A 22,845-nucleotide genomic window follows, 5' to 3' on the forward strand; every position below is an offset into this window, starting at 1 on the left:
GATCGTACCGATGTTGACGTGCGGCTTATTGCGCTCAAACTTACTCTTTGCCATTTGAATGCTTTCCTATGAACGAAAAGAGGTTTCCCCGGGCGACCCGGTTTGGTCCCGCCGTTTAAGGCTTTCGCCTGCATTGCGCAAGAGTTAAATCTCTGGCGCTCTCCAGCGCTACCAAGGGCTTGTCATGGCGAGCCGTAGGCAGGCTTCATCTTTGCTATGGTCGCATCGATCTCAGCCGCCACGATGGGATCATCGATAAGCTCGGCGCATTGGAACAGCGGCATCGGATGTTCCCCACTGTCGCCCCGGACCACGGGCACCGTCGCTTCCGCCAGGGCTGCTTCAACCGCATTGCGGAGCGGCGCCCAGTCCTCGATATCACCTTTGCCCCGCTCGACAATGATTGCGGCCCATCCATTGCCTTGTTCCTTGAGAACCTCATTCTCCTGCCGGTCAAGACAGACGGCAATCGCATATCCCTGTACATCGCGGGTCACGGCATCCCGCGGCGCGGCCAATGCCGACAGGGGCGCCAGAGCGGCTGACAAGGTGAGAGCATAGGCGCAGAATGACGCGAGATTAGGTGACGTATTCATGACGCATGGTCTCCCGGAACTCGAGATGAAAATCACAGCCGTCTCCATGAGGCGATGGCCGGATCAGTCATTGCGGGAAAAGTGGTGAAAGTGTGCAGCGGAGCGCGGGATCAGGATCACTCTATGACAGCGATCACAAGAGCCGACATAGCTTGCAGACAGCAAGGTCCATCGCAAACAGCAATCAGCGCGGCAGAACGCAAAATGTCAAAGAGAGTGGGAAGTCACATTTGGAGCGGGTAACGGGAATCGAACCCGTGTATTCAGCTTGGAAGGCTGCTGCTCTACCATTGAGCTATACCCGCATTTCACGATCCGAGGACGAATGGTGGAGAGAGTTGGATTTGAACCAACGTAGGCTGAGCCAACGGATTTACAGTCCGTCCCCTTTAACCACTCGGGCATCTCTCCATTCTTTCGTCCGGATCGTTCGACCAAGCTTTTTAGTCTCGACCAGTGGGCGTCGCCCCTCGGTCTGCGGCGGGTATATGACGGCCGAACCGGCTCGTGTCAACACGAAGTTTGCGGAAAATTTCCAAAAAAAACATCAGCCCTTGTGCGCCGGCCTTTCCCGCCGACAATTCACAGCACCCTCTATGCCCATTCGAGCCCGCCCGTTATAAGGGCCTATGGCAAAAGATCCCAAAACAGACAAAACCGCCCGTGACACTCACTATGCGACGCTGCGCCGACAGGTGCGCGACGCAAAGCGCGAACGCGGCGAAATCCCGACACCCGCCCCGCAGACGCGGCGCAAGAGCAATGCCGACTGGACGCCACCGCCTATCGCCCCCGACCAGGTCTTCCTGTACGGCCTGCACACGGTGCGTGCCGCGCTCGACAATCCGGAGCGCAAGCTGATCAAGCTTTCCGCAACCCAGAATGCGCTGGTCCGGCTGGAAATCGCATCTGTGGAAAACCTCGGCATTCCCTTCGAGACCGTGACGCCGCAGGATCTCGACAAAGCGCTTGGTCCCGACGCAATCCATCAGGGTGTCATGCTGGAGACGCGCCCCCTGCCCGTGCGTCGACTGGAAGCCTTGAAGGACAGCCCCCTGCTTCTCGTCCTTGATCAAGTGACCGATCCGCACAATGTCGGTGCGATCATGCGTTCGGCGGTCGCATTCGGCGCCGGCGCCGTCATCACGACGCAACGCCACAGCCCGACCGAATCAGGTGTATTGGCCAAATCAGCCTCCGGCGCGCTGGAAATGATTCCCTACATTCAGGTCACAAACCTTGCTGGCGCTCTCGGCGAGCTGCACGATCTTGGCTTCTTCACCATCGGCCTCGATTCGGAAGGACCGGCCCCCATGGAAGACATGCTGCAGGGCAGTCGCGTGGCGCTGGTTCTCGGCTCCGAGGGCAAGGGCCTGAGGCAGAAGACGCGTGAAACGGTCTCGGCACTTGCACGCCTCGACATGCCGGGCGCGATCAAGTCGCTCAACGTTTCGAATGCCGCAGCGATCGCTCTCTACGCCACCCGCCAACATCTCGCCCGCAAGGCCTGATCGGCCGCATCACCGACTTCGACGGAACCGCTGCTCGCCCACGACAGCTGTCCCGTCGAAGCGCCAAAGCCTGGCCTGGCAGCACCGACTGCCCCTTTCCACAAACCGCACCGGAATGACGACTGAGGCAGCTTCATAGGCCAGCTGCGCGGGCGGGCGGATTTGCCCCGCTTAATGATCTCGCAAGAATACGCTTGGCCAATCCGGGCTGCCTGGTCCCGGGGGCAAACCGCCAACACACCCAGCGCTTTTAGCTACTTTCGTTAGCTAACTACCTAAGCAGCTTACCATCTGCCTCAGGGATTTTCACACGCCGGGCCGACGCGCCACTGCGATCTCCGCGTGGACAAGGCTTGTCAGGCCGTCATTGGCCGGAAACCTCGGACAGCCCTGTATCCCAACCACAGAAAAGCCGCGAGAACGATGACCTGCACCACCAGAAAGGGTGGCTCGGAGCCGGTGGGCGCGAGGGCATTGAGCGCAGGCACCTTGAGGACAGCCTGGGCCATAAGGACAAAAACGTTGAGGTAGAGCGAGGCCGTCGAACAGATCATGAAGACCTCTCGTCAATGGCCTGCGAGCCGGCGAGCATAAAGCGCGAAGAGGGCCGCGGCGAGCAGCAGACTCGTCAAGATCCCGACGCCGATCGCGGGTGTGACCACGGTGAACGGGAAGAGAAATCCGGTGACGACCGTTGCCACCGTTGATCCGAGAAAAAGCGCGCTCCAACCAGACCGAAGCTCAGAGCGCAGCCATCCATGCAGGGCCACGACGCCGGCGACGATGCCGACGAGACTGAGTATGACATGGAAGAGGGTAAAAGGCGTGATTGCGAAGATCATCATGAAACTCCGTCTCAAAGTGCCAAGACACGAGTAAGCGCTCATCCGGAACACTTGTAAATTGTCATTTTTCGCACTGCACCAAGACCAGAGATCCGGCGTGGCCAAACAAACGTCCCCCTCGGCCCATCCCGTGCCATTTTTCCCGCTATGGTTAACGGATGGTCAAGATGTTCTGCCTAGCCTCGGAACATCACCGCCATCTGGCCATTTCCTTGAGATCTGGAGGACCGACATGTTTTCACTTATCAGCACGCTTCGCGAACCGACGCCTGAAACGCCCGATACCGGCACGTTTGCCGATGCCGCCCTCAGCATGCCGATGGTCGAGCTTACGAGCCAGCGCCGCAGAGACCGGCGGTCGAAGGATCACGCGCGCGATTACGGTGTCGAACGCATGGTTCAGATCGGTGCCGTCGGCTACGTCTGAAAACATCAAGGCCTGAGTAAGAGGGCTTAACCGGATGCCGTTGTCGTCATCCTCTCGCCGAATAGCGGATCGGCACCATGTGGCCGATCTCGAAAAAAAATCGTCTCCGTCTCCCCGCAATTCATGCCGCCGGCCGGAGTATCAGACGCCGGAACCGGGTGGCTGCCGCGACAGGGGAAGTACGAGAGCGTCGGACAGGTGACAGCGGCTTCGCGAACCGCCTGACGCAGTTCGCGCATGTCCCGACAGGGCAACAGAACCCCCATGCCATCCCTCCGCCCATACCAGAGTGATCTCCATCAAAAACGACAGGGCGGCGAAGAGAACTCGTCAGGTCCATCATGCGCACGGCGAAAATACGGCACGTCGCGGCGCCGCATGACAAGCACCAACGCATTGATACACTTCACGAAAATAAGGAGAGTGGTGCCCCCGGCAGGGTTCGAACCCGCGACCCCCTGATTACAAATAACAGGCTTTGTCATGCCGAATGACTAGTGTTTTTCTGATCTCGTCAACAGATTAGTGATTTCAATACGTTAGCACATTTAAAGGTAGAGCAGATTTTTTCTCATCTCGTCAACAAATTTGGCGGTGATTGATCTGTGATTGGTCTTGTTCAGCCGTCATCGCCAAATTCGTTGACCTTTACACCCCCTGATTTTTCGGCAACCATATTTATATCGAAGTCAAAAAGTTCAGAGTTTCCAGATGTCTAGTTCATTTTTCGACGGCAACACGCTCAAGAGCGTGTCCGCTATCTATGCCCGAAAGGACGGGAAAAAACCCGCTCCCCGCATTTACCGCGACACTGGCCAATCGGGCCTCGTGATTTCCGCAGGTAAGACTGGTGCAGTCTGGAAGATCAGCACCAATTCCTTGAACAGAGGCCTGGGCGATGTTTCGCTGTACGATAAGGACGATATCCCAAAACTGCGAACGATGGTTGCGCTATGCATCGCCGAGCACAAGGCCGGTCGCAGCATCGATGCCATCATCGAGTATTTCAAATTACACAAGGACCTCGAACGCTCGAAGGCAGAGCAGGATGTCGCCAATGGCATAGGCATGAAGTGGCCGGAAGCCCGCGATGCATTTATCAAATGGGCCTACAAGAACAAAGCAAAGAGTACCGTTGACGGATATAAGTCAGCCCTCGGTGCGTGCCCGGGATCGGTGTATGAGGTGGACTTCCGGGGCATCATGGACAAACCAATCGTTTCGATCACGGGAGGCGATTTATCCCGCATAAAAAACAGCATCATCAAAAGAGGCGAAGCGGGTGAATTGAAGGGTACAGGGCTGCGACAGGCTGATCTCACCGTCGCTGCGATTAAGTCAGCCTGGAAGTATTTTTTCGACAAGCAAGATGATTTTCCTTTGGACACGAATGTCGCCAGCCAGCTGTCGTCCGTCCAGGAAAATGACGACGCTAATGATGAAGAGGATTTCGAGGACGATGACGAGATGGAAGACGACGGCCTGAGAGCGATGACCCAGCTTGAGCTAGGTGCTTTTGTCTGGGCTCTCGATTCCGAGCCGAATGCGATCCATCGAAATGCCATCCTCCTCCAAGCGCTGACCGGGCAGCGTCGTAGAGCCGCTGTGATCGCGAGGCGCGGTCGGTTCAAGCCTCACGAAAAATATGGTCTGGTTTGGCAAACTAGAGGCAAAGGAAACACGTGGCGCAGCCTCCCGCTTGGAGAGGTCGCAACCGACCTAGTCCGGATGTCTCTGGAAGATTTCAAGGACTATGACTCAAAATTCCTTTTCCCGAAGGTCAGGCGTCGCACGGCTAAGGATGCGAAGGATGGACCTACGTCCGGTAGGCAGGTGGCAAAGGTTATGGAGAGAATGCGTCTACCAGGAGGGGTTTTCCACGGCCTGGACATCTCTCCGTCAACCCAGGACCTGCGTAAAGCACTTGTCACTCACTTTAAGCCTCGGATGCATGAGTTCGAAGTCGGCGGCAAACCACTGACAGAAGACCACATTAAGATAATCACGCACGCCAACGAAGGCAGGGCCGACGTCGCCTCGTCGGTTTATGACCTGAATGCATACCTTGATGTCAAACACGCGATCCTGGTGGAGTGGGAGCGATACGTGATGGAAGGATATAAGATATACACGGAGAGCCATGGGGCTGAGCAGCTGATCGCTGCCGAATGAGATTTCAGTAGTACCGGTTCTAGTTCATCCGGACTGCTGAACACATTGAAATCGCTGGAGCTATGCAAGGTTTCCAGAACCCTCATAGCTTAGGCAAACCTCCAATATCGACTCTCATTATACTGATCACAAATGCGACGCCCGTGGCCACGTCGCCCCCCTCGCCCGTTATAGACCAGCCCAATCCGACCACATCTGGATGCGATGCTGCAGTGTTTACATTCCATGGCAGCACAGATGTTTTCGCCGTTTTGCCCGACTTCGCGAGATCGATCAGCTTTTGCGTCTCTTCCAGCGTCCAAATTCATGGCTCTCGCATCTCCATGCTATGCTCACACAAATGCTTTTCTAGTGTGCAGCGCCAGATCAGCGGCCGCAAAAGGAATTTTGTCCTATGTCATTATTCAGAGAAGACATGATCCGGGACGACTACAAAGCCGATATCCAAGCTATCCGTGACCAGCACGGCGACGGCGTGATCATCGATTGGATTGAACGTTATTACGCCTCTTCGGATGTCGACCGCGACGATGTAATGATGGCGCTCGGTATCGACTACGTCGGCACATTTTACGAGCTGACACGGGCGTACGATGTCGACAAGCCGGAGCCCGATCCGGTCGAAGAAGTGCGCCAGGCTGAGGTGGTGAGGCTGGTGCTGGACGGCAAAGAGGTGCCGCAAGAGCTTCGGCAACCGACGTCTTGGAAGCCGATGATCAACTGAGCCCGTGATGGGATTTGACCCTTTGAACGATGTCCGCGATCTGCTGATCGATCTTGCCGATATCGATCAGATAGCCTTCACGCAGGATCGACCCCGCATGAAAGCCGAGCGACTGAGTCATCTCCTCCATGATGGTGTCGATTAAGTCGTCTTCGTAGGCTGTGCCATCGTTATCCCATGAGACGGAATACCCTGACGGGCGATGATCGATGCATTGTTCCAGCGCAAAATTTGCATTCGGCACGAGACGATCAATGTGGGCGAGATAAACCTTGAGCACGTCGAACTGACGCGGTGACAGAACAACACTGCACCCAGGTGCCAAAAGATGATGAGCCAGAAACTCAAGCGTTCGCGTGTAATCCAACGGTTCATCGTTTGCGACGCCATCTGGTATCACAGCTGCTCCCCTCGCATTATCATCTCGATCTCAGCGACAATTGCATCCCGCTTTATTTCATCCACCGTCGACGCCAGCTGTGTATCGATGGCGACTTCATAACCGTTTCGGCGCAGCCTGAATCTGACTTCGTGGTGCCGCCCTATTGCCTGATCGACAGCGAGGAGTTTCCGGCGTATTTCGGCGAGTTCCATATCTGTGCCATCGAGCTGCAGATCGGGATCGAGAAATGGACGGCATTCGATTTCGATTTGCTTTGCCAAGTCCATAGACGTAACCTCGTCGGTATCTGTTGGACGCTGTAGCCGGTAGAGCTGCAAGGGCGTCAGGTGCCTATCACGGCCATGTGCCAGCTGCATCGCAATCGACATCCTGACAGCCGTACGTGCTTGCTCTTCGCCCTCGTAATCAGGTGACCACGGCAGTAGGTCAGACCATGCCTTTACCGCTTCGGCGGTACGCTGATGTTCGACCGGATGAAAATCGAGAAAGGCATCGGCCCAAGCCCTGATATCGATCTCGTGCTCTTTCTGGACCTTGTGAAAAAGTTCTATCCAGTCACGGGAACGGTCGGCGAAAAAGCTTGCTCTGAATTCTGAGGGGATATTGTCGTTCATGTTGCGCTCCAATGCTCGTCGCAGCGGACACGCCACCATCGCTCTTGTTTGAGCTGCCCAGGCTCACCACAATACCAGCATGACACCAGACACCTGTCGGCCGCATGTTTGACGATGACTTCGACGTCTTCTTTTCGGTCTCCGCTGTAGAGATATGAGACACGCAAGTGGCCCCATTTTTCATGAGCGGACAAAAATCCGAGGTCATCGATTTCAGCAAATTCGCGGACTAAATCATCAAGTATCGCATACCAGCCTTCGCCAACGTTATACCCTGGTCGAGCATGCTCAAGGTCGCCGTCGTAGACCGCCAACTGGCGACGACGTTCCTCCATCTGTTCCTTCGTCATCACCATTATCGAGCCGCCTTTCGCGCTATCCACTCGGCGTAATGTTTGTCACAGCAGACGCCGTACCAGCCGTTCACGACGCGCATCTCTCCAGGCTCACCGCACTCTTCACAGCTATGGGCAGCACGGCCGATCACCTGTTCTTTGATGATTCCTATCATTTCAGAGACCGGCGTTGGCTCAGTCGTATAGATGTCATCAACCCACTCCGAAAAGCCGTCGACATCCAGGCGCTCGTATGGAGCCGGTCGGACGTAGATACGCAGCTCCCCGAATTTCTCCTTGACCTGACGGATGTACCAACGGCCGATCTCGTCATGGCGCTTGAGGACACCGTCCAGCTGCTCGCAGAAATCGGAGAACAGGTGCCACCATCCCTTGTTGACGGTGATCAGATACTGCCAATCCTGGTCTGTGTTATTCGGGTCGAAGAGGTCGGAATATCTTTCGCGGACGAAGGCTACATACTCATCATGCGTCATCACAGGAGACTCCCCTGTTCGCTTTCAGTGAAGCTTCGTCGGAGAGCCGCTGTGCATGATGGACGATGTCATCGACATCAAGACGAGTAGCCACATCAACAAGCGGGTCATACCTGACCGACAGAAAAAGCTGCCCTTCAGAATCGATGATTTTTGTGACGTGAATTTTGCCGATCAGGTCCCGCTCTTCGACGATAGTTTTGATGTTCAAAAGAGCTTCGCGTAGGATCGGCGTGTTGTGATCTGAGACGTGGAGCCAGATATTAGAGTGCTTCTGAAAAAGGAACGAGGTTTCGCTGCGGAAACGTATGCGCTCGTCGAATGCCTGGACCTGTTCCGTCAGCTTTTGACGCGCTCTATCTTCATGCTTTTGGCAAAAGACAAAGCGCACACGGTCTCCCAGCGGCACCAGATGGCCGTCGGCTCCGCAGTCTTCGCAGGTATGTTGACTGGAGATGGTCAGTTGACGCTGCGCATTGATCAGCTGTAGGGCTTTGGCTTCTGTCCACTGCATATCCGGGTTGGGACAGATGAAGGCTTTGACGCCGCTAGCGCTTCTCTCAAATCGGACTTCTGCGGGTGTCAGCATGCCCTCGCCGAGGTCGGAGACATCCTGCAGAAAGGTTGTCATGATATCGGTCCATCCGTCCGGAAGAGAAGCTATGGACGAGTGAAAAAGATCAGGAGCTGCAGCACGGACGCGGTCAATTTTTTCCTGTTTCATCGTGCCCTCTACCTCGATCTCCACCTTCAGATTCAGTTGGGAAGCAGCCTGCTTCGCCTTCCGCTGCGCATCGATCAGACCTTGGCTATGCATCCCACTTCTCCACTTTCCCGGCACAGAATTCCGGCGAAATGCAGTGTCGACCACCCGGTAGGCCACAGACTTCGCAGATGGATTGCTGACGCTCGTTGAAAAATTGGAGCGCAATGATCAGTGCCAAAGCGCTGCCGTCGGTCCACTTTTGGAAATCGACCAGCGGCGCTGCATATGCACGGAAAAGCCCGTCTTCCAGGCGCTCAAAATGTAGTGCGACCCAAGGCTCAGTACTGCCATTGTCGGCTGCAATGAGAGCGCACTGATGAAAGAGCCTCGCTATGAGATTCCAATGACCAGCTGGCAGAGATTTCAGGTTTTCATTCCAGAAATCCGGATACTCACCCTTCAGAAACTCAATCTGGTCAGGGCTCATGACCAACGCCTTTCTTCCAAGTGTTTTTGGCAAAGCGCCTGCTGCCGACGACCGTCCTGATATTTCAGAATGGATGCCGATGGTTGTCCACAGACTTCGCATTTACGCGGTGCATGCTCGTTGAACCGGCTGACAGCCTGCACCAGTCGGTGAGACATCTCAGGCGTCCAATGTTGGGCATCCAAGACCGGATAGACATAGAGAACGTGGCTCGGCCACTGGAGCTGACGCCAGTAAACTTCAACAAATTTCACCGGCTCCGCGCCGTCGGCATGAATGGGCGATAGGAGCTGCAGATCATACAGATCGTGGAAGAGGTCGTAGACGACACCGAGCCAGCCGTCGGGCAGTTCGAGCAGCCGCTGATCAGCGTAGAGCGGGTAGTCTGCGATGAGCTGGTCAACAATATGCTGTTTCACGATACCACCTCCGCGTCTCTCATCGCCGCCATCAGAGCTTGAAAAGTCATCGGCCCATAACCGGTATCAGGGCAGTCCACTCCACAGTCCCGGGACCGACCGTATGCAGGCAGGCGACCGTGCGAATGGCCATAAAGGTGCCAAGAGCCATGCACCGATGCCGACCACGTGCGCATGGCGTAGTGGTGCAAGATGACGCGCTCGCCTGCCTGCTTGACTTCGGCGTAGTGGGTCGGCGGCTGGTCCCACGCCAATCCGCGCAGTGACTTACGCACTGATCCGTCGCCGTGGACATCGTGATTACCCAGGATGAGCCTCTTCCGACCCTGCAGGCGATTGAAAATCTGCTTGGTACGGGCCTCGTCGTGGCAGGAGAAATCGCCCACATGCCAGACGATATCGTCCGGTCGGACGACCGCATTCCACATTTCGATAAGGTGTTCGTCCATCTCCTCGACGGTCGAGAACGGCCGAAATTTCAGCATCAGCTGATGGCCAAAATGGGAGTCACTGGTAAATAAATGCTGGGTGAACGCCATTGAAGAAGGTCCCTTTAAAACACGATAAACCCCGACCACCGGCTGCAAGCCGATGACAACGCAGCTGCGTCATAGGTTTATCGTGGAGGCCTTCATGGTGTGCTGCTCCAGTTGAGCGGTTGGCGATGGAGCGAAAGGTAGCAGGTACCGCTCGATTGTAAAGCGGTACCTTTTCAATGGGTTATATGGTTAGCCAAAATTGGTTAACGCGCCGGTACCGCAGGCCATGGCTTCGCCCTCGCATTCAGACTCCGTCGCAGCCAAAAAGTCTTCCTCGTCAATTTCATCATCAAGATGGCACCGATCACTCGTCACCCCCCGTCCGGTGCCATCTATGTAAAACAGTTTGTCTTCTGAAGCTTCGTCGTCCGTTGGATCGACAAACTTACGGTTACGGAACTCTTGCAGCCTACCGGTCCTGATCATCCAATCCAGACCCTTTATTCTTGCGTGGTATGAGAGCACCACGTTCGGCGGCTGTGTTGAGGTGAAACAGTGCCACAGAATGAAGTCGTCCGAGTTCCCGTGCTTCTGTATCTCTGGCTTCGCTATGATGGCGAGGCATTCTTTGACAATGCCGCCGAGCACTATGTCCAGATCATAAATCGTCGGAAAACGATCTCTCATACGACCAATGATCTCCATTTCGATCCAACGTGAATTCTGAATCGGCGTCATGGTCTGGAAGGGGTATCCCTTCATCAGCTGTCGCATCAGATCGCTTTCGGCATGGAGTATCTCGTTGTCGAAGAACGGGTGAAGAGCTGACCTGTACTTGCTGAGGTCGAAGCCCCTGGCAGAAAATGGCCCCTCTGACTTTTTCTGCTTCACCTTCTTTGGCTTAGGCTTTGCATTTGGCTGGAAATTGCGACGGTGCTGGATACTTTCCATCTCATCCATGGAAAGCAGCAGTTCCTCAATACCGGCAGTATTATTCGGGATGAAGGTGTCAGCCCAGACGACGTCCTCGTACTCGCCGGGTCGGATAAATGACAACTGAAACACCGGAACGCACGTCGCGTTTCCGGACCAGTTGGAGGCCTTCGACAAAAAATCGTCAATGATCAGGCGATAAACTTCGCCTGAACGGACGCCTTTGAATTTGATGACCAATGCTTCTTGGATGCGTGGCTCTGGCTTTCTCATGCTGCATCTCCGGTCGCTAGGTAAGGCTGGATATCACTCTCAAAACTGGCCCACTGAGCTGGCGTGGCGGACACCTTGTGGACGGCGGTCAAAGAGCCTTCGAACCGGAGGATGCGCTGCTCATCGCCGGACATCTCAGAAAGAAGAAATCCGATTTCAGTTGTGAACTCGTCGGCCGTCACTTCATCAGAAAGCACGTAGACAGTAGATACGGGCTTCTGTGTCTGCTGTGCCGGAGCCGGTGGCAGTTCTTCCCATGCCACGGCCATTTCAGCTTCAATGCGCTGTGCTTCCTCTTTGGCGGCCTTTGAGGCGAGATAATCTGCAAGTTCGTCTTCTGGCGTTCTGCCCGGTTTAGCACTCTCAACATAAGCTGCAGCGCGCTTTTTAAGTGTTGTCGTCTTCCAGCCTTTACCCATTCGATTTCGCCTGGCTGCTTCAGCTTCAGTCTGGATTGCGAGTGGAGCATTTGATCGAATAGCGAGATGGGCCACGAGATCAGCATCATCTGCCTCTTCTTCGAAAAGACCCCATGCCGCGAAAGCAGTGCCACGGTCCTCTATGGCAGCCAGCAGAGCGTCTCCGCGATATCCCCTGGTCTCATAGCCAGGCGTCAAAGCTTTGCCGCTGAGAGCCTCCTGCAGCGCCACAAGCCACAACTTGAAGTAGCTATTAGATGTGTGTCCGGCTAGCTTAAAAACTTTAAACGCACGGTCCCAAAGATCACTGCGGACGATGTATTTTGGATCATCCGCTCCGCCCATCCTGAACTGCTGCTTAGCCTTGTAATCCAGACGGAGACGAACGTGCCTGAAGTCCGGGGCTTTGAGACGAAGAGTGTAGCAGATCGAGTTAATGCGACGTCCACGGCCTTTCTCAGGGACAATTTTCACTGAGGTTTTGAACCGACTGACGGATGAAAGGTCATCAAGGGACCCTCTTACGAACTTGGTCAGCTTCCCGACGTTCAGTTTTTCCGGATCGTCGTGTCCGGGAAATTGGATGATTTCGGCCAGCTCTTGAGGAGAAAACCGGATATAGATTTCGTTGTCCTCGCCAGGCTGCCAACGCTTCTTCGTGCTCTGTAATGCTAGGTGTTTATAGAGTGCAGGGCTGTGCTTGAGGTGCATGTTTCCGTTACCGAGAGCCGCAAGCTCAAGGTACGCATACGACGGCATAGTGCGCATCAGAGCTTTGATCGGAGGGGCGAACATGTATCCGATCAGAGCCGTAGACCGGGTCAGCTCTTCCCAAGAAACGACCATCTGAACACCCTTGTAGCGACGGTCTGGATGCCCAGAATCGCCAAACGAAATCGTGGTCTGACGCAGTTTTTCGAGGCTCCTTAGTATGTCATCTTTCCGGATGTTTGGTCCTGCAAATCGCGTCAACGCGGCGAGATCAATCGCATAACGGTCGGCGCGCATTTCACGGTCGACTTCGTAAGCATGGGAGATCAGGATTTCATGAACGACAGAGTCCACAACTGAAAGCGATGGGCCGTCGAAAGATACGCCGGTCAGCATCTCGGGAGGACGTGGGCTCTCAGGTGCTACTTCGGAGAATGCAGACGGCTTGCGGTCTGCGAGTTTAACCAGGCTGCCGTGATTGTTGGGTTGGAATTTCACTGTATGCGTCTCTGTATTCGATACAGAGATTGTTTCCGTCGGCCGAAACGTAAATCAAGGTTTAAATCCAACCTCTATTTCAATATGGATTTGGCCATCAAATCCCATCAAATATCGTTGTCGGATTTATTCAATTTCAGTCAACTAAATGTTGAGAAATCTGGGATTTAAATAATATTAGCCCTCTCTAAAAGTTGGTAAATCTGGGATTTAAACAACGTTGACAAAGGCCGAATATGTTCAGCGTTACCGCTTGTCGCTTATGTTGACACTTCCCTAATACAGAGTGACGGAAACGGTTAGGCTGTAGGGGCTGTCTGAATTTTCCGTGGCAGCAGAGCTGCTTCAAGAGTTCTCAGGAAGCCAATTCCGTCACTCAACGGGAGTGGAGCCAGAGCAGTGAGCTGCGCCAGATGCGGCAGGGTATTTGCAATCGCCTTGCGATCATCGTCAGTCACTTCGGTATGCTCCACCCTGTCGACAAGAACCAACATCTCATCATACGCCGAAAAGCGCTTCACCTTCATGCTCTCCGGACACCTGCACCTTCTGAAGCAGGCGTCTAATGCGCCTGGCTCTGAGACGATCTTGACCGGTCTGCAGCGGTATTTCTCGGACCCGGTGGATACCCCATCAAGATCAAAACAGCTGTCGACGGAGTAGCCAAACGACAAGGTCATTGCGACGGCACAGGACGCTCCAGCGTGAATTGCGCAATGTACCTCACCAGCTCGGCCGTTTCCTGACGTTCCGACGCGGACACGCCTTGATCGGAGATTTTATCCGCCAGCTCAAGCAGCATTTCACGGGCCGTTTTTGCGTTCTCTTCGTCGATGTCGCCATCACGTATAATGCCCTGGTATGTTGCCAAAATGAAAGCGCCCTGCCGGGAAATACCGATACGTTCAGCTGCCTCGGCGATATCTTGCTGCCGATTTCCAAACTCAACGGCGAAAGTCTCGATCTGCGTCATTCCACTGCTCCAATTTCGGGGCGTCCATTAGCTTCCATCATGTCAGCTTTGTCAAAGACGTTGATTCTGCTGACCTTCTTCGGCTAACGGCATGGAAAATCCGCTGTAAAACAAATCAATAAAATGCATTTTAGCGTTGGCACCTTGCATCGCCCGATCTCACTGTGACGGTGTTGTTGTTACAGTGTGACGGGAGACGCGCATGGGTGCGATTGAGTATGTCACGGCAGGGGCGGCCAGGACCGCTCGCTGGCGGGCTGGATTGAGGCAGAGGGGGTTGCCGGAGACCGACGATATCGACACTGTGCTTGCGACGGCGTTTGCGAGCTTCGTGGATCGGTACTTCGAGAGCCGTGGCCACTATGGGCCTTTCATGACCATGGTAGCTGAGGCTCTGCGTTCTGCGGGCTATTGCACGCAAGAGGGCTCCAGGCGCGCTGAGGCTCGCCTCTACTACCTTCACATGTTGACCAGTCATCCTGGGGCCTCGGCTGCGCAGCGACGTCGCTGGGAGCTTGGCAGACCGCCAGAAGATGCTTCTTTCATGGACGAGGAACCCGATCCGGAGCACCACAATGACGGTTACTTTGACCCGACTGACGAGGTCGTATTGGAGGAGGACGGAAATGACTGAATCGTAGCACTCTCCCCATTACTCCATACCTTTGGATCGAAAATATCCCGAATTGAATCTGATTTTGCGAATGAAACAGTGTGACGATATCCAGTCATTCGTCCGCGCTCGCTAAGCCGTGCACTGGCTGGCGTCGCAGGACGAAGATCATGCGCGGTTGGCGAACGGCAAGGACTTTCCCAAAAGCGGTCCCAAGATGGGCAACAACGTGGCGTCGCTGCGCATCGACCGCGTTGTCCGTAACCCGTTCTACGCTTGGAGTTGACCCTGGCCCGAGTGGCAATCAGCTCCGCAGGGTAGCCGCAGGGCGGGTCGGCAGCCCAACATGTTGGCCGACTTTTTTCATGACTTCGTCGAGGGTTGCATACAATCGATTCAGCTGAGTGTGATCAGTCACTCGCTCAGGTGCGTAGCGCGCGATCAAATACTCGCGTCTCGCCGTCATCGCCTCCAGATGTTCAGCCGTTCTCTTCCTCAGCTTCAGCTTTCTGACCAGGTTCGGCTCGGCGAGATCATGCATCCGTTTTCGAACATCTTCGGGGGCCGATCCTTCGTGTCGGAGAAAGGCATTTATGTACAGCTCGATGGCGTGAATGGCTGCCATGCGAGCCGGGGCAGACGAAAAAGGTACCATCTTCTTGCTGCTATTATCAAACAGAACCTTGGCGGCGTCATAGTAGGAGTCAGCTAGGTCAATGATCTCCCTGACAGTGGCTTTCGAACCAGGATAGCTGTTGCCGTAGTCAACAATAGGGACTGCATTAGCCATGCTCTGCCTCCACCTAGCCTTGCACGCTCGATAATCGACCAGAGAAGTTTTTAGTATGCGTCAATGCATTCGCTAAAATGTTCCGCATTTTGCACTCCCCTCTCGGCAGCCAAGTCCACGCCCGCTAGCCCCTTAAAACTTACGATGATGACAAGGCAGCTGGCCACCTTTCCCGCACCAGCTGCTCAATGGCGTCCAGATCAATAACTACCGCCACAGCAGCGGGTCCTTTGTTCGGCTCTGAGTTTTGGCGAATGACTTCGTCGCTATAGCCTGGCATCAGCACCTTCGGGATTTCACATCCGCTGGTCAGGAATGTTGCGAGATCGCTTTTCCGAACGATCTCGTGCCACCAGCCGAAATCCGGGTCCGTCTTGTAGCAGACGAAGAACGCCCCATTGTCTTTGAAGCCGTGGACGCCATACTGGGTCATTCTTCCGGCTTCCTCGGCCGCAGCATTGCGAGCTTCTTCTGTGTGGGTCGGCCGTGCCTCAGTGGGTTTGAGGCTGACATCCTCAGCCAGTTTCGCGAACACCGCGAGACGAATGACTTCGCCGATATCCCACTCGCGCTTCTTGCCCTGCCCCTGAAATGCCCGAGGCTTGAACTGGCCACGGGAAATCCACTGCTCGATCCGGCTCTTGCTCAGGTCGAGAATTTCGGCGACGGCATCTATGGTGATCGCATTCATGACTGATCCTCTGACAACTTGTCAGAGGATCATATGCGCACTTCTGACAAGTTGTCAAAAGTTGATTTCAGGTGCGGCGGCTTTAGCGCTCTACGTCGGCAGATATCTATACAGAGCCGAGAAGTGCCCCGCCGATTTCCAAGCCTCTCTGTTGCCGATCAAGTAGATCGACGTTTTCGCCCGGGTGACGGCGACGTTGACCAAGTTGGGGTTGCCACCCGCCCATGCACGTGCCCCACGCTGGGAGGGTGCCTGCGCTCCGAGGACAAAGAACACAATCTCCGCCTCACGTCCCTGGACCGTATGCACCGTCCCAACTCTCTGATCGACCCAAGCCTTGGGTTCCTTCGCCCAATCGCGCAGCACTCCGCTTGCTAATATCTCTTTGCGCAGATTGTCCTGGACGACGACAAACGGCGTGACGACGTAGATATCAGGGTCCACACCGCCCCGCCGCAGTTGGCTGAGCTTATCAATCAGCACGGCCCCTTCGTCCGGATACCACTTGTCCGTCTGGCCAGATTGCGAGACGACATCAAACCACTTCGAATGTCCGAGCACGGCATTGTCAGGTGTTGCTGACTTCGCTTGAACCATCAGATTGGAGTACGCGATCTCATTCGACACCTCGAACATCGGGCTATTGCATCGACGGTGAACCAGCAGCGGCGCTCCGACATCGCGATAACCACTGCCGCTAGGGAAGCGGGCGCTGTAAGTGCTGGCGGCGTCCGCAAGGGTTTGCGTCGATGCCTCAGGGGCGTTGAACCTAAGCGGGTCCAATCCGAATTGTCCGCATATCTCTTCAGTCAGGCTGCTTGGCAGCGTCACAACCGGCTCGATCTGCAGCGGGTCACCAACGACCACCGTTCTCTTCGCTCGCATCATTGCACCGACTGCAGCCTGCGGCAGCGCCTGCCCGGCCTCATCGACCAGCAGCCAGCCGAGAGTTTCAGGCTTCAGCCTGCTGAACATCCGATTGACGGAAGCGAACGTGGTGGAAACCACCGGAACCACCAGGAAGAACGATGACCATAGATCAGGGATCAGCGCATCCTTCTGCGCCGAGCCCAGAGACCTGGTTCCGAATGACTCGACGAAGATCGAGAGGTTCTGTCTCAACGGGGCGGCTGCAGCGTCAATGAACGCCCTATGCAGCAGGACGGCTGCCTCGAACACGTCATCCCTCATCCGCGTGGATGTCTTGTCGAACCAGACGCTACCCTTCTGAATGTCCTCGTGACGGCCTTGGAAGAAGCTGTCGTCCGGGATAGGAGCCGACAAATTGCGACGTTCTTTCGCTATGGCTTCATTCACCTGCCGAAGCTCAGCCTCGACCCGGGCGATCTTCGTTTCTGTTTCAGTCAGTCGTCGCTGAGACACCTCGACCTGCTGTCGCAGATTGTTCGCCTTGGCCGTCAGAACCCGAACAGCTTCCTCGGTCTCTGCAATCGCTTTGTCCAGGAACGAGATTTGGTCTTGCCATTCTCCGTACGTGGATGTCCGGAACAGGCGTGCGAGGAAACCGGGCCGTTGGGTGACGGCCCTTTCACGCTGCCCCTGATACGAAGTCAGCGTCTTCGAAGGCGAATCCAAGCCTGCTTGAGCCGCCTCAGCCTGCGTGCGAAGGCTCTCCATTTGCTGCGTCTCTGCGATCAGGCTCTCCTTTGCTTCACCAAGCGCCGCACTCAACTTGGGAGCAAGGAGCATGTTCTCATATAGCTTCTGCAGGTAGAACTGCCGCTCGTTGAAAGCGCGGATCGCAACCATGAAAGCCGTCTGCGCCTTTTCCCAGCGCGCCAAGGCTTCACGGCCGTTCGAAGGCGGGTTCTCAAGGTCGACAATCTTCCTCAACCTTTGTTTTGGCGGTACGCCCTCGCCCTGCGGCTCCGACACATACTGGGGGATGCCGCACGCGTGGTTCAGGTAAGTCGATAAACCCCGCTCCTCGTCCTTCCAGAAGCTTTGATAGAACTGATACCGGTTCGATGAGTTGCCAAGGACAGCAGCGACCAAGCCCCAGGTTTCGCGTTGCAGAACGTTGTCGGAGATCGTCTTGAAGTATCTCAGCCCCGGTGCATCGGCTGCAATCGCTTGGATATCTGGAAGCTCAGCGCTGACGTTCTCGACCGCCTTGTTGTTGGACGACGTTACCACCATCTCGAAGCCCTTGAGCTGCTCGTCGAGCTGGTGAAGGGTGATCTTTGCACCACCTCTCGTGAATGTCTCCCTCGTCGGCTTGAAGGCATCTGCCGGATTTTTGTAACGGCACATGACAATCGCACGGTCGACGAGGCGTGCAGTGACAACATCCCGCAGGAGTGTCGTCTTCCCGGTTCCCGGTGGTCCGTTCACGGCCAGGACACCAGTCGACAGTCTCTGCGAGTTCGTTGCATTAACTGCGGCCTGCTGAAGAAGAGCCAGAGGGAAACGGCCTTTGGAAGGCCATCTACCTTGTGGTGTCAACGCGGGTTGCAGCAGGTCCTTCAAACCGTTCGTGTCGTTCAGCAAGTCGATCCGATGGTTGGGGCGTGCGTCTCCTAGATAGTGCCGCAACGCGCCGGGGAGCCTGGACTGACTGGCGAGTGAACTGGCGGTGGCCAGGTCCTCAAGGAAGAACGAATTGAGCAAGCTAGGCTCAGGTGGTGTCTTGCTCCTATAATATTCAAAGCGACGAACCGCAAAGTACGGCCTCTTTGTCTCCAGCCTCTGCAAATTAAGCTTGCCGACCAGAAAATCGTACAGGCGTTCAATATGTCTTCTGGTCAGGGGGACGATCTGATCGTCCTCGTCCCTTGAAATGAGCTGCTGTCGAAATTCTTTCAGCAGGGTCCCATGTTGCTGCGACCAATCAGCCAACCGCTTAAGGTCTCCCTGCAAAGCAACAGGAACACCCCAGGCAAAGCTAGAAATGGTGGCACTGGTTTCCTCTTCCAGCGGCCGCCCGATGTGATCGACGATTACCGTCGCGACGGGACTTTCCCCTCTTACGCTTGGCTTTTCGGCGCGCTTGTCGGCGTAGACATTGAGAAGGGCCTCAACCGCCGGGGCCATTTCAATGGTGCCGATGTACACTTCGTAGAAAAGCCTTTTGCCTGGCCGGGATTTCTCTTCCGGTTCCCACGGAACGCCGTCTTTGCTGAATTTAGCAAGAAGGCTCTTGTCAGCGCCAACCAGATCGGTGTCGCGGCGGAAGGTCGAAGGTGAAAGCACCTCTAGCGCCGTCCAAGCACGAAGGGCATTTTCCGGCCTGTTCGTTACTGGCGGCCTCGGCTTGTTCTGCTTTATGGGCTGGATTGGTGCCTCAACAGCAATTGCTGGACGTGATGGCGCAACTGAGGCTGGTGCCGGAAGCGGATCGGGTGCCGTCTCAGCTGACCGTGGTGCGCGCTTAACGGTGGGTGTAAATGCCTGCCTACCCCGAGCGGCTTCAATCCGTTCCTTCAGCTGTTTCGCGCGCTGGGTCGACCGATGCTCAAGTTCCTTGAGGATGGCCGAGACCAAAGAGGCATCCGAGGGGTTTTGATCGAACAGGTTCTCCAGTTCGTCGATCAGCTTGTTCAGATAGGGTCTCTTTGGCATTTCGGCTTCCATGACCGACTACACGATTTGCAGCCGGTGATTTGCATTCGGGAAGCACTATCTGGCGACGTAGCTAAAAATTCAACAGTTTTTACAGGAAGATAGGCAAACACAGCACGACGTGTTTGTATGACCGCATCTCTGATGCAGACAACCGAAGAGACATATGCAACTTCAACAATCCGAGCTGGAAAGGCAGGCCGTTACAACGGAAATCCCGCGAGCCTTATCGGCGGAGCCCTATTCAATGCTTACTCAAAGAAACCTCGAACCCCAGACACAAGGGTCGGCCACGCGAGTGACTCAGCACTCAATAGACGGCGGCCTTCAACGCCTGGAACGTCGCCGCGTCGATGGAAAGCGCGTCGCCATTCCATTTGACGTCTGGCAGCAGACTAAGTTTGCGCATGAGCTTGCTCAGACCATTCGGTGGCACCTTCAGCTCGCGCGAGGCTTCAAGCAACGTCATTTCACTGCGATCCAAGTGGTGGCTGGTACGCTTTCGCCCCAGCGTGCCGATGCGGGCGAAACATTCCCGATGAGCAAACTCCAACGCCTCCCAAAGCCGATTATCGGCACGGCAGGCACTCAAGGCGGTCCTACGCTATCAACCATCAATTGGCAGATCGCCGAACGTGTGGTGAAGACCGTAATCGAGAACAGCCACGCGATGTGTAAAGTCGAGCCTTTGCCACGCCTCAGCATCCGTCGCCCAGCGCGTATTCCAGAATCGTACGCCGACAACAAATGCGACGGCCAGCTTCACTGAGGTCTCACATGAGAGCTGGCGCAAAGGCTTGCCGCGAATGACCTCGCCGAGATGGCGCGCGACATCCCTACAGACATGATCGTTTCGCATGGACTGGTATTCCTCATGCCGAACAGCCGTATCGATCATAGTGTTCGCTTCTTTCCAGTTTTCATGGCTCTTCCAAACAATGGAGGTGGTCGGAACCCGCCCCCCCTCACCAGTTTCCGTCCTGTCTCAAAACGGCAAAGCTTCGCCGACCATCGCGCGTGTTAGCCTTGTCGTTCCGGATTTTAGGATCAGGTTTTGACGTTAATGGCTCGGAAGCTTGTGAATTAACGCCGACTGCATCTGAATTTCGCCTTATGATTGGGGACGGCGGTCATTCGGACGATTGGGCGCGTGACCCACCGTGGTCTCCGTGTAAGCCGTCGCTCGTGGATCATCATCCGGCTCACCAGCCAGCCCGATGGGATCGAGCGGCGGCACCTCAATGACAATTCGACGAGTGTCCTCACCAATTGCTGAAACGGATACTTCCTGAGCATCGTCCAAAGCTTGCGCCGCGTCAAAGGCCTTCGACCATGATTGCTGAAGCATTTGAGCGTCAATTGAACCGTCAACGACATGATATTGCACCAGAACCGCGTTTCGTTGCCCAATGCGATGAGCACGGTCTTCTGCCTGCACCATGCGGCCTGGTGTCCAATCGAGTTCGGCAAAGACCACCGTGCTTGCAGCCGTCAATGTGATAGCGACACCGCATGCCTGGATCGAGCCGATGAAGACCCGCTTACGGCCGTGCTGGATATCGTCCTGCGCCTGCTGGCGGTCTTCCATGGAGGTCTCGCCGGTTATGATTGCAGGCTCGTGTCCCGCTGCACGCATACCATCGACAAGACGGGCCACGACCTCCTTATGGTGCGCGAACACAAGGACGGCATCCGGAACAGACCCAAGGATTTCAGTCACGGCATCAACAACGAACGGTGCTTTGGCCAATGCCGTCCGTTGACGGAAGTCGGCCACTGCCGCGAGGTTCGAAAACTGAACAGCGTTTAGTGACTTCACGGCAGCGTCATACGCGGCCTTGTCATTCAGCTTTTCAGCACGAGCTATCGCGGCGCGGGCGGCAACCTCTGTCCTCTCATGCTCTTTAAGCGCCCTCTCCTCCTCACGGACGGCTTTGCGAAGCTCGACAAACCCGGACGGATCGACGGTGACAACTTGGCGGCGCTTTGCGGGAAGCTCGGTCAGAACATCTGATTTCAGCCGCCGCACCATCACGCTTGACCGCAGGTACTCCTGCAATTCATCTAGATTTGAAGCCCCGGTAGCGTCAAAGCCGAACCGGGTGGAATGACCACCGCAATATCGTCGGGCGTAATCGAAATAGTTAATCGCGAAATCGACGCCGCAGCTTTTCAGGATCGAAAAAAGCTCAATCGGTCGATTTAGTATTGGTGTGCCAGTCACGAAAATCCGACGGTGTGCGGGGATCGGCATCTCCGATTTCGAGCCAAGCACTGCCCTAGTTCGCTGTGCCTTTTGATCCTTGAGCGCATGGCTCTCATCGCAAGCTAGTAGGTCCCAGCGCTTTGCTGGATCGGCAAGCTGCGATTTAAGCTTCGCCACGATATCGTAGTTGGTGATGACGATATCGGCGTCAGGTTGCGAACTTGTCGACCAGATCGCGATAGAGTGCGGCCTTATCAGCCACTTCTCAAGCTCTGCCCGCCAGTTCAAAAGCGCGATCTTTGGTGCAATGATCAAGACCCGCATTCGCTCCCGACCGGTTTCAGCCAGCAGCATGTTCATGTATCCGATGACCTGGATGGTCTTGCCAAGGCCCATTTCATCGGCAAGCAGCGCGCCACCACCGTTCGCGAGACAGTCGCGCAGGAAGACGACACCGGCCCTTTGATATGGCAGGTATTCCAGACCGGCAGGTGCCGGGATGTTTACGCTTGCATCGGTCGCACGAGAACCTGCGATGGCGGCATCCCGTCTCGCTCGCTCTTGCGCTGCTGCCAGCTCGACAGACTCCACGAGCCAGTTTTCAATTTGCACATTTTCTGAATCGAGGCTGGAGATCAAAGTCTGGACGACCGTAGCGCTTTGCGAAGTCCATATCTTCCGAACTTTGTCCCACCGAAAACCTGCCTTCTTTACCCGTTCGCGACTGACAATGTCGCTGTACTCCGTGACGGCTTTCCAGCCGCGCGTTCCGTCCTTCTCCAATTTCATGCTGATAACTCCGGCCCCCGAATTCCGTGGGGCGACTGCGATACAAAAATGTTCAGGGGCAAAATCGTTGATGTCAATCGATCAAACGCCGAAAGTGTCATCAACTGCTATGGCTCTGAACTCTGGATGGACCCCATGGTCAAAGACCGCGA

General features: G+C 55.4%; 26 protein-coding genes and 3 tRNA genes. 5 read left to right on the forward strand and 24 right to left on the reverse strand.

Features of this window, described 5'->3' with window-relative positions; translation table 11 throughout:
* Positions 1-182 precede the first annotated feature (182 nt).
* The 3 genes from IP76_RS14390 to IP76_RS14400 all read right to left on the reverse strand — a co-directional run bounded on the left by IP76_RS14390 (position 183) and on the right by IP76_RS14400 (position 1,007).
* Positions 183-596: a hypothetical protein gene (locus IP76_RS14390; RefSeq protein WP_054158930.1), complete on the reverse strand. Its 414-nt coding sequence runs from the start codon at positions 594-596 to the stop codon at positions 183-185.
* Between the two features lie 231 nt (positions 597-827).
* A tRNA-Gly gene (locus IP76_RS14395) sits at positions 828-901 on the reverse strand.
* Positions 902-922: 21 nt separating this feature from the next.
* Positions 923-1,007, reverse strand: a tRNA-Tyr gene (locus IP76_RS14400).
* A gap of 218 nt (positions 1,008-1,225) precedes the next feature.
* Between IP76_RS14400 and rlmB the strand changes: the two genes are divergently transcribed.
* The gene (rlmB, locus tag IP76_RS14405) at positions 1,226-2,107 is read left to right on the forward strand and encodes a 23S rRNA (guanosine(2251)-2'-O)-methyltransferase RlmB (protein ID WP_054158931.1); all 882 of its coding nucleotides are present in this window, start codon (positions 1,226-1,228) and stop codon (positions 2,105-2,107) included.
* Positions 2,108-2,463: 356 nt separating this feature from the next.
* Here rlmB and IP76_RS23495 read toward each other — a convergent pair whose 3' ends face one another.
* A complete protein-coding gene (locus tag IP76_RS23495) occupies positions 2,464-2,661 on the reverse strand; it encodes a hypothetical protein (RefSeq protein ID WP_245281472.1) in 198 nt (65 codons plus the stop codon).
* A gap of 12 nt (positions 2,662-2,673) precedes the next feature.
* Complete coding sequence (locus IP76_RS23500; protein ID WP_245281473.1) at positions 2,674-2,952, reverse strand: hypothetical protein; 279 nt, start codon at positions 2,950-2,952, stop codon at positions 2,674-2,676.
* A gap of 232 nt (positions 2,953-3,184) precedes the next feature.
* Between IP76_RS23500 and IP76_RS14415 the strand changes: the two genes are divergently transcribed.
* Positions 3,185-3,379: a hypothetical protein gene (locus tag IP76_RS14415; protein ID WP_054158932.1), complete on the forward strand. Its 195-nt coding sequence runs from the start codon at positions 3,185-3,187 to the stop codon at positions 3,377-3,379.
* A 424-nt stretch (positions 3,380-3,803) separates the two neighbouring features.
* Here the strand turns inward: IP76_RS14415 and IP76_RS23125 are convergent.
* A tRNA-OTHER gene (locus tag IP76_RS23125) sits at positions 3,804-3,874 on the reverse strand.
* A gap of 216 nt (positions 3,875-4,090) precedes the next feature.
* On the opposite strand from IP76_RS23125, the gene IP76_RS14420 reads away from it, so the two are divergent.
* The gene (locus IP76_RS14420) at positions 4,091-5,551 is read left to right on the forward strand and encodes a tyrosine-type recombinase/integrase (RefSeq protein WP_054158933.1); all 1,461 of its coding nucleotides are present in this window, start codon (positions 4,091-4,093) and stop codon (positions 5,549-5,551) included.
* Between the two features lie 394 nt (positions 5,552-5,945).
* Positions 5,946-6,275, forward strand: coding sequence for a hypothetical protein (locus IP76_RS14425; RefSeq protein WP_156318583.1), 330 nt, complete (start codon positions 5,946-5,948; stop codon positions 6,273-6,275).
* Here IP76_RS14425 and IP76_RS14430 read toward each other — a convergent pair.
* The 12 genes from IP76_RS14430 to IP76_RS14485 all read right to left on the reverse strand — a co-directional run bounded on the left by IP76_RS14430 (position 6,268) and on the right by IP76_RS14485 (position 14,022).
* Positions 6,268-6,675 (reverse strand): hypothetical protein, encoded by a 408-nt coding sequence (locus IP76_RS14430; protein ID WP_054158935.1) that lies wholly within the window; start codon positions 6,673-6,675, stop codon positions 6,268-6,270. The two genes, IP76_RS14425 and IP76_RS14430, sit on opposite strands and share 8 nt — an antisense overlap.
* Positions 6,672-7,292 carry a hypothetical protein gene (locus tag IP76_RS14435; RefSeq protein WP_054158936.1) on the reverse strand — a complete coding sequence of 207 codons (621 nt, stop codon included), beginning with the start codon at positions 7,290-7,292 and terminating at the stop codon, positions 6,672-6,674. The genes IP76_RS14430 and IP76_RS14435 overlap by 4 nt, the downstream gene beginning before the upstream one ends.
* Entirely contained in the window at positions 7,289-7,642 is a 354-nt protein-coding gene (locus IP76_RS14440) for a hypothetical protein (RefSeq protein ID WP_197278352.1), read from the reverse strand. The genes IP76_RS14435 and IP76_RS14440 overlap by 4 nt, the downstream gene beginning before the upstream one ends.
* A gap of 5 nt (positions 7,643-7,647) precedes the next feature.
* Positions 7,648-8,124 carry a hypothetical protein gene (locus IP76_RS14445; protein WP_054158938.1) on the reverse strand — a complete coding sequence of 159 codons (477 nt, stop codon included), beginning with the start codon at positions 8,122-8,124 and terminating at the stop codon, positions 7,648-7,650.
* Positions 8,114-8,941 carry a hypothetical protein gene (locus IP76_RS14450; RefSeq protein ID WP_054158939.1) on the reverse strand — a complete coding sequence of 276 codons (828 nt, stop codon included), beginning with the start codon at positions 8,939-8,941 and terminating at the stop codon, positions 8,114-8,116. Before IP76_RS14450 ends, IP76_RS14445 begins: the two co-directional genes overlap by 11 nt.
* On the reverse strand, positions 8,934-9,317 hold the full coding sequence (locus tag IP76_RS14455) for a hypothetical protein (RefSeq protein ID WP_054158940.1): 384 nt from the start codon (positions 9,315-9,317) through the stop codon (positions 8,934-8,936). The genes IP76_RS14450 and IP76_RS14455 overlap by 8 nt, the downstream gene beginning before the upstream one ends.
* On the reverse strand, positions 9,314-9,736 hold the full coding sequence (locus tag IP76_RS14460) for a hypothetical protein (RefSeq protein ID WP_054158941.1): 423 nt from the start codon (positions 9,734-9,736) through the stop codon (positions 9,314-9,316). The genes IP76_RS14455 and IP76_RS14460 overlap by 4 nt, the downstream gene beginning before the upstream one ends.
* Positions 9,733-10,275 (reverse strand): hypothetical protein, encoded by a 543-nt coding sequence (locus IP76_RS14465; RefSeq protein WP_054158942.1) that lies wholly within the window; start codon positions 10,273-10,275, stop codon positions 9,733-9,735. Before IP76_RS14465 ends, IP76_RS14460 begins: the two co-directional genes overlap by 4 nt.
* Positions 10,276-10,464: 189 nt before the next feature.
* Complete coding sequence (locus tag IP76_RS14470) at positions 10,465-11,421, reverse strand: hypothetical protein (protein WP_054158943.1); 957 nt, start codon at positions 11,419-11,421, stop codon at positions 10,465-10,467.
* Positions 11,418-13,049: a hypothetical protein gene (locus IP76_RS14475; protein ID WP_156318584.1), complete on the reverse strand. Its 1,632-nt coding sequence runs from the start codon at positions 13,047-13,049 to the stop codon at positions 11,418-11,420. The genes IP76_RS14470 and IP76_RS14475 overlap by 4 nt, the downstream gene beginning before the upstream one ends.
* A gap of 299 nt (positions 13,050-13,348) precedes the next feature.
* Complete coding sequence (locus IP76_RS14480; protein ID WP_054158945.1) at positions 13,349-13,576, reverse strand: hypothetical protein; 228 nt, start codon at positions 13,574-13,576, stop codon at positions 13,349-13,351.
* A gap of 149 nt (positions 13,577-13,725) precedes the next feature.
* Positions 13,726-14,022: a hypothetical protein gene (locus tag IP76_RS14485; protein WP_054158946.1), complete on the reverse strand. Its 297-nt coding sequence runs from the start codon at positions 14,020-14,022 to the stop codon at positions 13,726-13,728.
* Between the two features lie 202 nt (positions 14,023-14,224).
* Here IP76_RS14485 and IP76_RS14490 point away from each other — a divergent pair, with 202 nt between their 5' ends.
* A complete protein-coding gene (locus IP76_RS14490; RefSeq protein ID WP_054158947.1) occupies positions 14,225-14,656 on the forward strand; it encodes a hypothetical protein in 432 nt (143 codons plus the stop codon).
* 283 nt (positions 14,657-14,939) lie between these two features.
* Here IP76_RS14490 and IP76_RS14495 read toward each other — a convergent pair whose 3' ends face one another.
* The 6 genes from IP76_RS14495 to IP76_RS14515 form a co-directional block, all read right to left on the reverse strand.
* Positions 14,940-15,425 (reverse strand): hypothetical protein, encoded by a 486-nt coding sequence (locus IP76_RS14495; RefSeq protein WP_054158948.1) that lies wholly within the window; start codon positions 15,423-15,425, stop codon positions 14,940-14,942.
* Positions 15,426-15,564: 139 nt separating this feature from the next.
* Positions 15,565-16,116, reverse strand: coding sequence for an AlpA family transcriptional regulator (locus tag IP76_RS14500; protein WP_054158949.1), 552 nt, complete (start codon positions 16,114-16,116; stop codon positions 15,565-15,567).
* Positions 16,117-16,206: 90 nt separating this feature from the next.
* Positions 16,207-19,698 (reverse strand): AAA domain-containing protein, encoded by a 3,492-nt coding sequence (locus IP76_RS14505; protein ID WP_054159103.1) that lies wholly within the window; start codon positions 19,696-19,698, stop codon positions 16,207-16,209.
* Between the two features lie 310 nt (positions 19,699-20,008).
* Positions 20,009-20,167, reverse strand: a complete 159-nt coding sequence (locus tag IP76_RS23130; RefSeq protein ID WP_156318585.1) for a hypothetical protein — start codon at positions 20,165-20,167, stop codon at positions 20,009-20,011.
* A gap of 138 nt (positions 20,168-20,305) precedes the next feature.
* Complete coding sequence (locus IP76_RS14510) at positions 20,306-20,596, reverse strand: hypothetical protein (RefSeq protein WP_054158950.1); 291 nt, start codon at positions 20,594-20,596, stop codon at positions 20,306-20,308.
* A 213-nt stretch (positions 20,597-20,809) separates the two neighbouring features.
* Complete coding sequence (locus IP76_RS14515) at positions 20,810-22,693, reverse strand: DEAD/DEAH box helicase (protein ID WP_054158951.1); 1,884 nt, start codon at positions 22,691-22,693, stop codon at positions 20,810-20,812.
* Between the last annotated feature and the right edge of the window lie 152 nt (positions 22,694-22,845).

The sequence above is a fragment of the Rhizobium sp. AAP43 genome, assembly GCF_001296045.1.
In the GTDB taxonomy this organism is placed as follows: Bacteria; Pseudomonadota; Alphaproteobacteria; order Rhizobiales; family Rhizobiaceae; genus Allorhizobium.

Coding starts and splice junctions, on each gene's coding strand:
- IP76_RS14455 (WP_054158940.1), bottom strand. CDS start 9,317: ATGAGCCCTGACCAGATTGAGTTTCTGAAGGGTGAGTATCCGGATTTC.
- IP76_RS14420 (WP_054158933.1), top strand. CDS start 4,091: ATGTCTAGTTCATTTTTCGACGGCAACACGCTCAAGAGCGTGTCCGCT.
- IP76_RS14485 (WP_054158946.1), bottom strand. CDS start 14,022: ATGACGCAGATCGAGACTTTCGCCGTTGAGTTTGGAAATCGGCAGCAA.
- IP76_RS14515 (WP_054158951.1), bottom strand. CDS start 22,693: ATGAAATTGGAGAAGGACGGAACGCGCGGCTGGAAAGCCGTCACGGAG.
- IP76_RS14490 (WP_054158947.1), top strand. CDS start 14,225: ATGGGTGCGATTGAGTATGTCACGGCAGGGGCGGCCAGGACCGCTCGC.
- IP76_RS14465 (WP_054158942.1), bottom strand. CDS start 10,275: ATGGCGTTCACCCAGCATTTATTTACCAGTGACTCCCATTTTGGCCAT.
- IP76_RS23130 (WP_156318585.1), bottom strand. CDS start 20,167: ATGACGTTGCTTGAAGCCTCGCGCGAGCTGAAGGTGCCACCGAATGGT.
- IP76_RS14505 (WP_054159103.1), bottom strand. CDS start 19,698: ATGCCAAAGAGACCCTATCTGAACAAGCTGATCGACGAACTGGAGAAC.
- IP76_RS14425 (WP_156318583.1), top strand. CDS start 5,946: ATGTCATTATTCAGAGAAGACATGATCCGGGACGACTACAAAGCCGAT.
- IP76_RS14440 (WP_197278352.1), bottom strand. CDS start 7,642: ATGACGAAGGAACAGATGGAGGAACGTCGTCGCCAGTTGGCGGTCTAC.
- IP76_RS14470 (WP_054158943.1), bottom strand. CDS start 11,421: ATGAGAAAGCCAGAGCCACGCATCCAAGAAGCATTGGTCATCAAATTC.
- IP76_RS14445 (WP_054158938.1), bottom strand. CDS start 8,124: ATGACGCATGATGAGTATGTAGCCTTCGTCCGCGAAAGATATTCCGAC.
- IP76_RS14480 (WP_054158945.1), bottom strand. CDS start 13,576: ATGAAGGTGAAGCGCTTTTCGGCGTATGATGAGATGTTGGTTCTTGTC.
- IP76_RS14495 (WP_054158948.1), bottom strand. CDS start 15,425: ATGGCTAATGCAGTCCCTATTGTTGACTACGGCAACAGCTATCCTGGT.
- rlmB (WP_054158931.1), top strand. CDS start 1,226: ATGGCAAAAGATCCCAAAACAGACAAAACCGCCCGTGACACTCACTAT.
- IP76_RS14500 (WP_054158949.1), bottom strand. CDS start 16,116: ATGAATGCGATCACCATAGATGCCGTCGCCGAAATTCTCGACCTGAGC.
- IP76_RS23495 (WP_245281472.1), bottom strand. CDS start 2,661: ATGATCTGTTCGACGGCCTCGCTCTACCTCAACGTTTTTGTCCTTATG.
- IP76_RS23500 (WP_245281473.1), bottom strand. CDS start 2,952: ATGATGATCTTCGCAATCACGCCTTTTACCCTCTTCCATGTCATACTC.
- IP76_RS14510 (WP_054158950.1), bottom strand. CDS start 20,596: ATGATCGATACGGCTGTTCGGCATGAGGAATACCAGTCCATGCGAAAC.
- IP76_RS14415 (WP_054158932.1), top strand. CDS start 3,185: ATGTTTTCACTTATCAGCACGCTTCGCGAACCGACGCCTGAAACGCCC.
- IP76_RS14390 (WP_054158930.1), bottom strand. CDS start 596: ATGAATACGTCACCTAATCTCGCGTCATTCTGCGCCTATGCTCTCACC.
- IP76_RS14450 (WP_054158939.1), bottom strand. CDS start 8,941: ATGCATAGCCAAGGTCTGATCGATGCGCAGCGGAAGGCGAAGCAGGCT.
- IP76_RS14435 (WP_054158936.1), bottom strand. CDS start 7,292: ATGAACGACAATATCCCCTCAGAATTCAGAGCAAGCTTTTTCGCCGAC.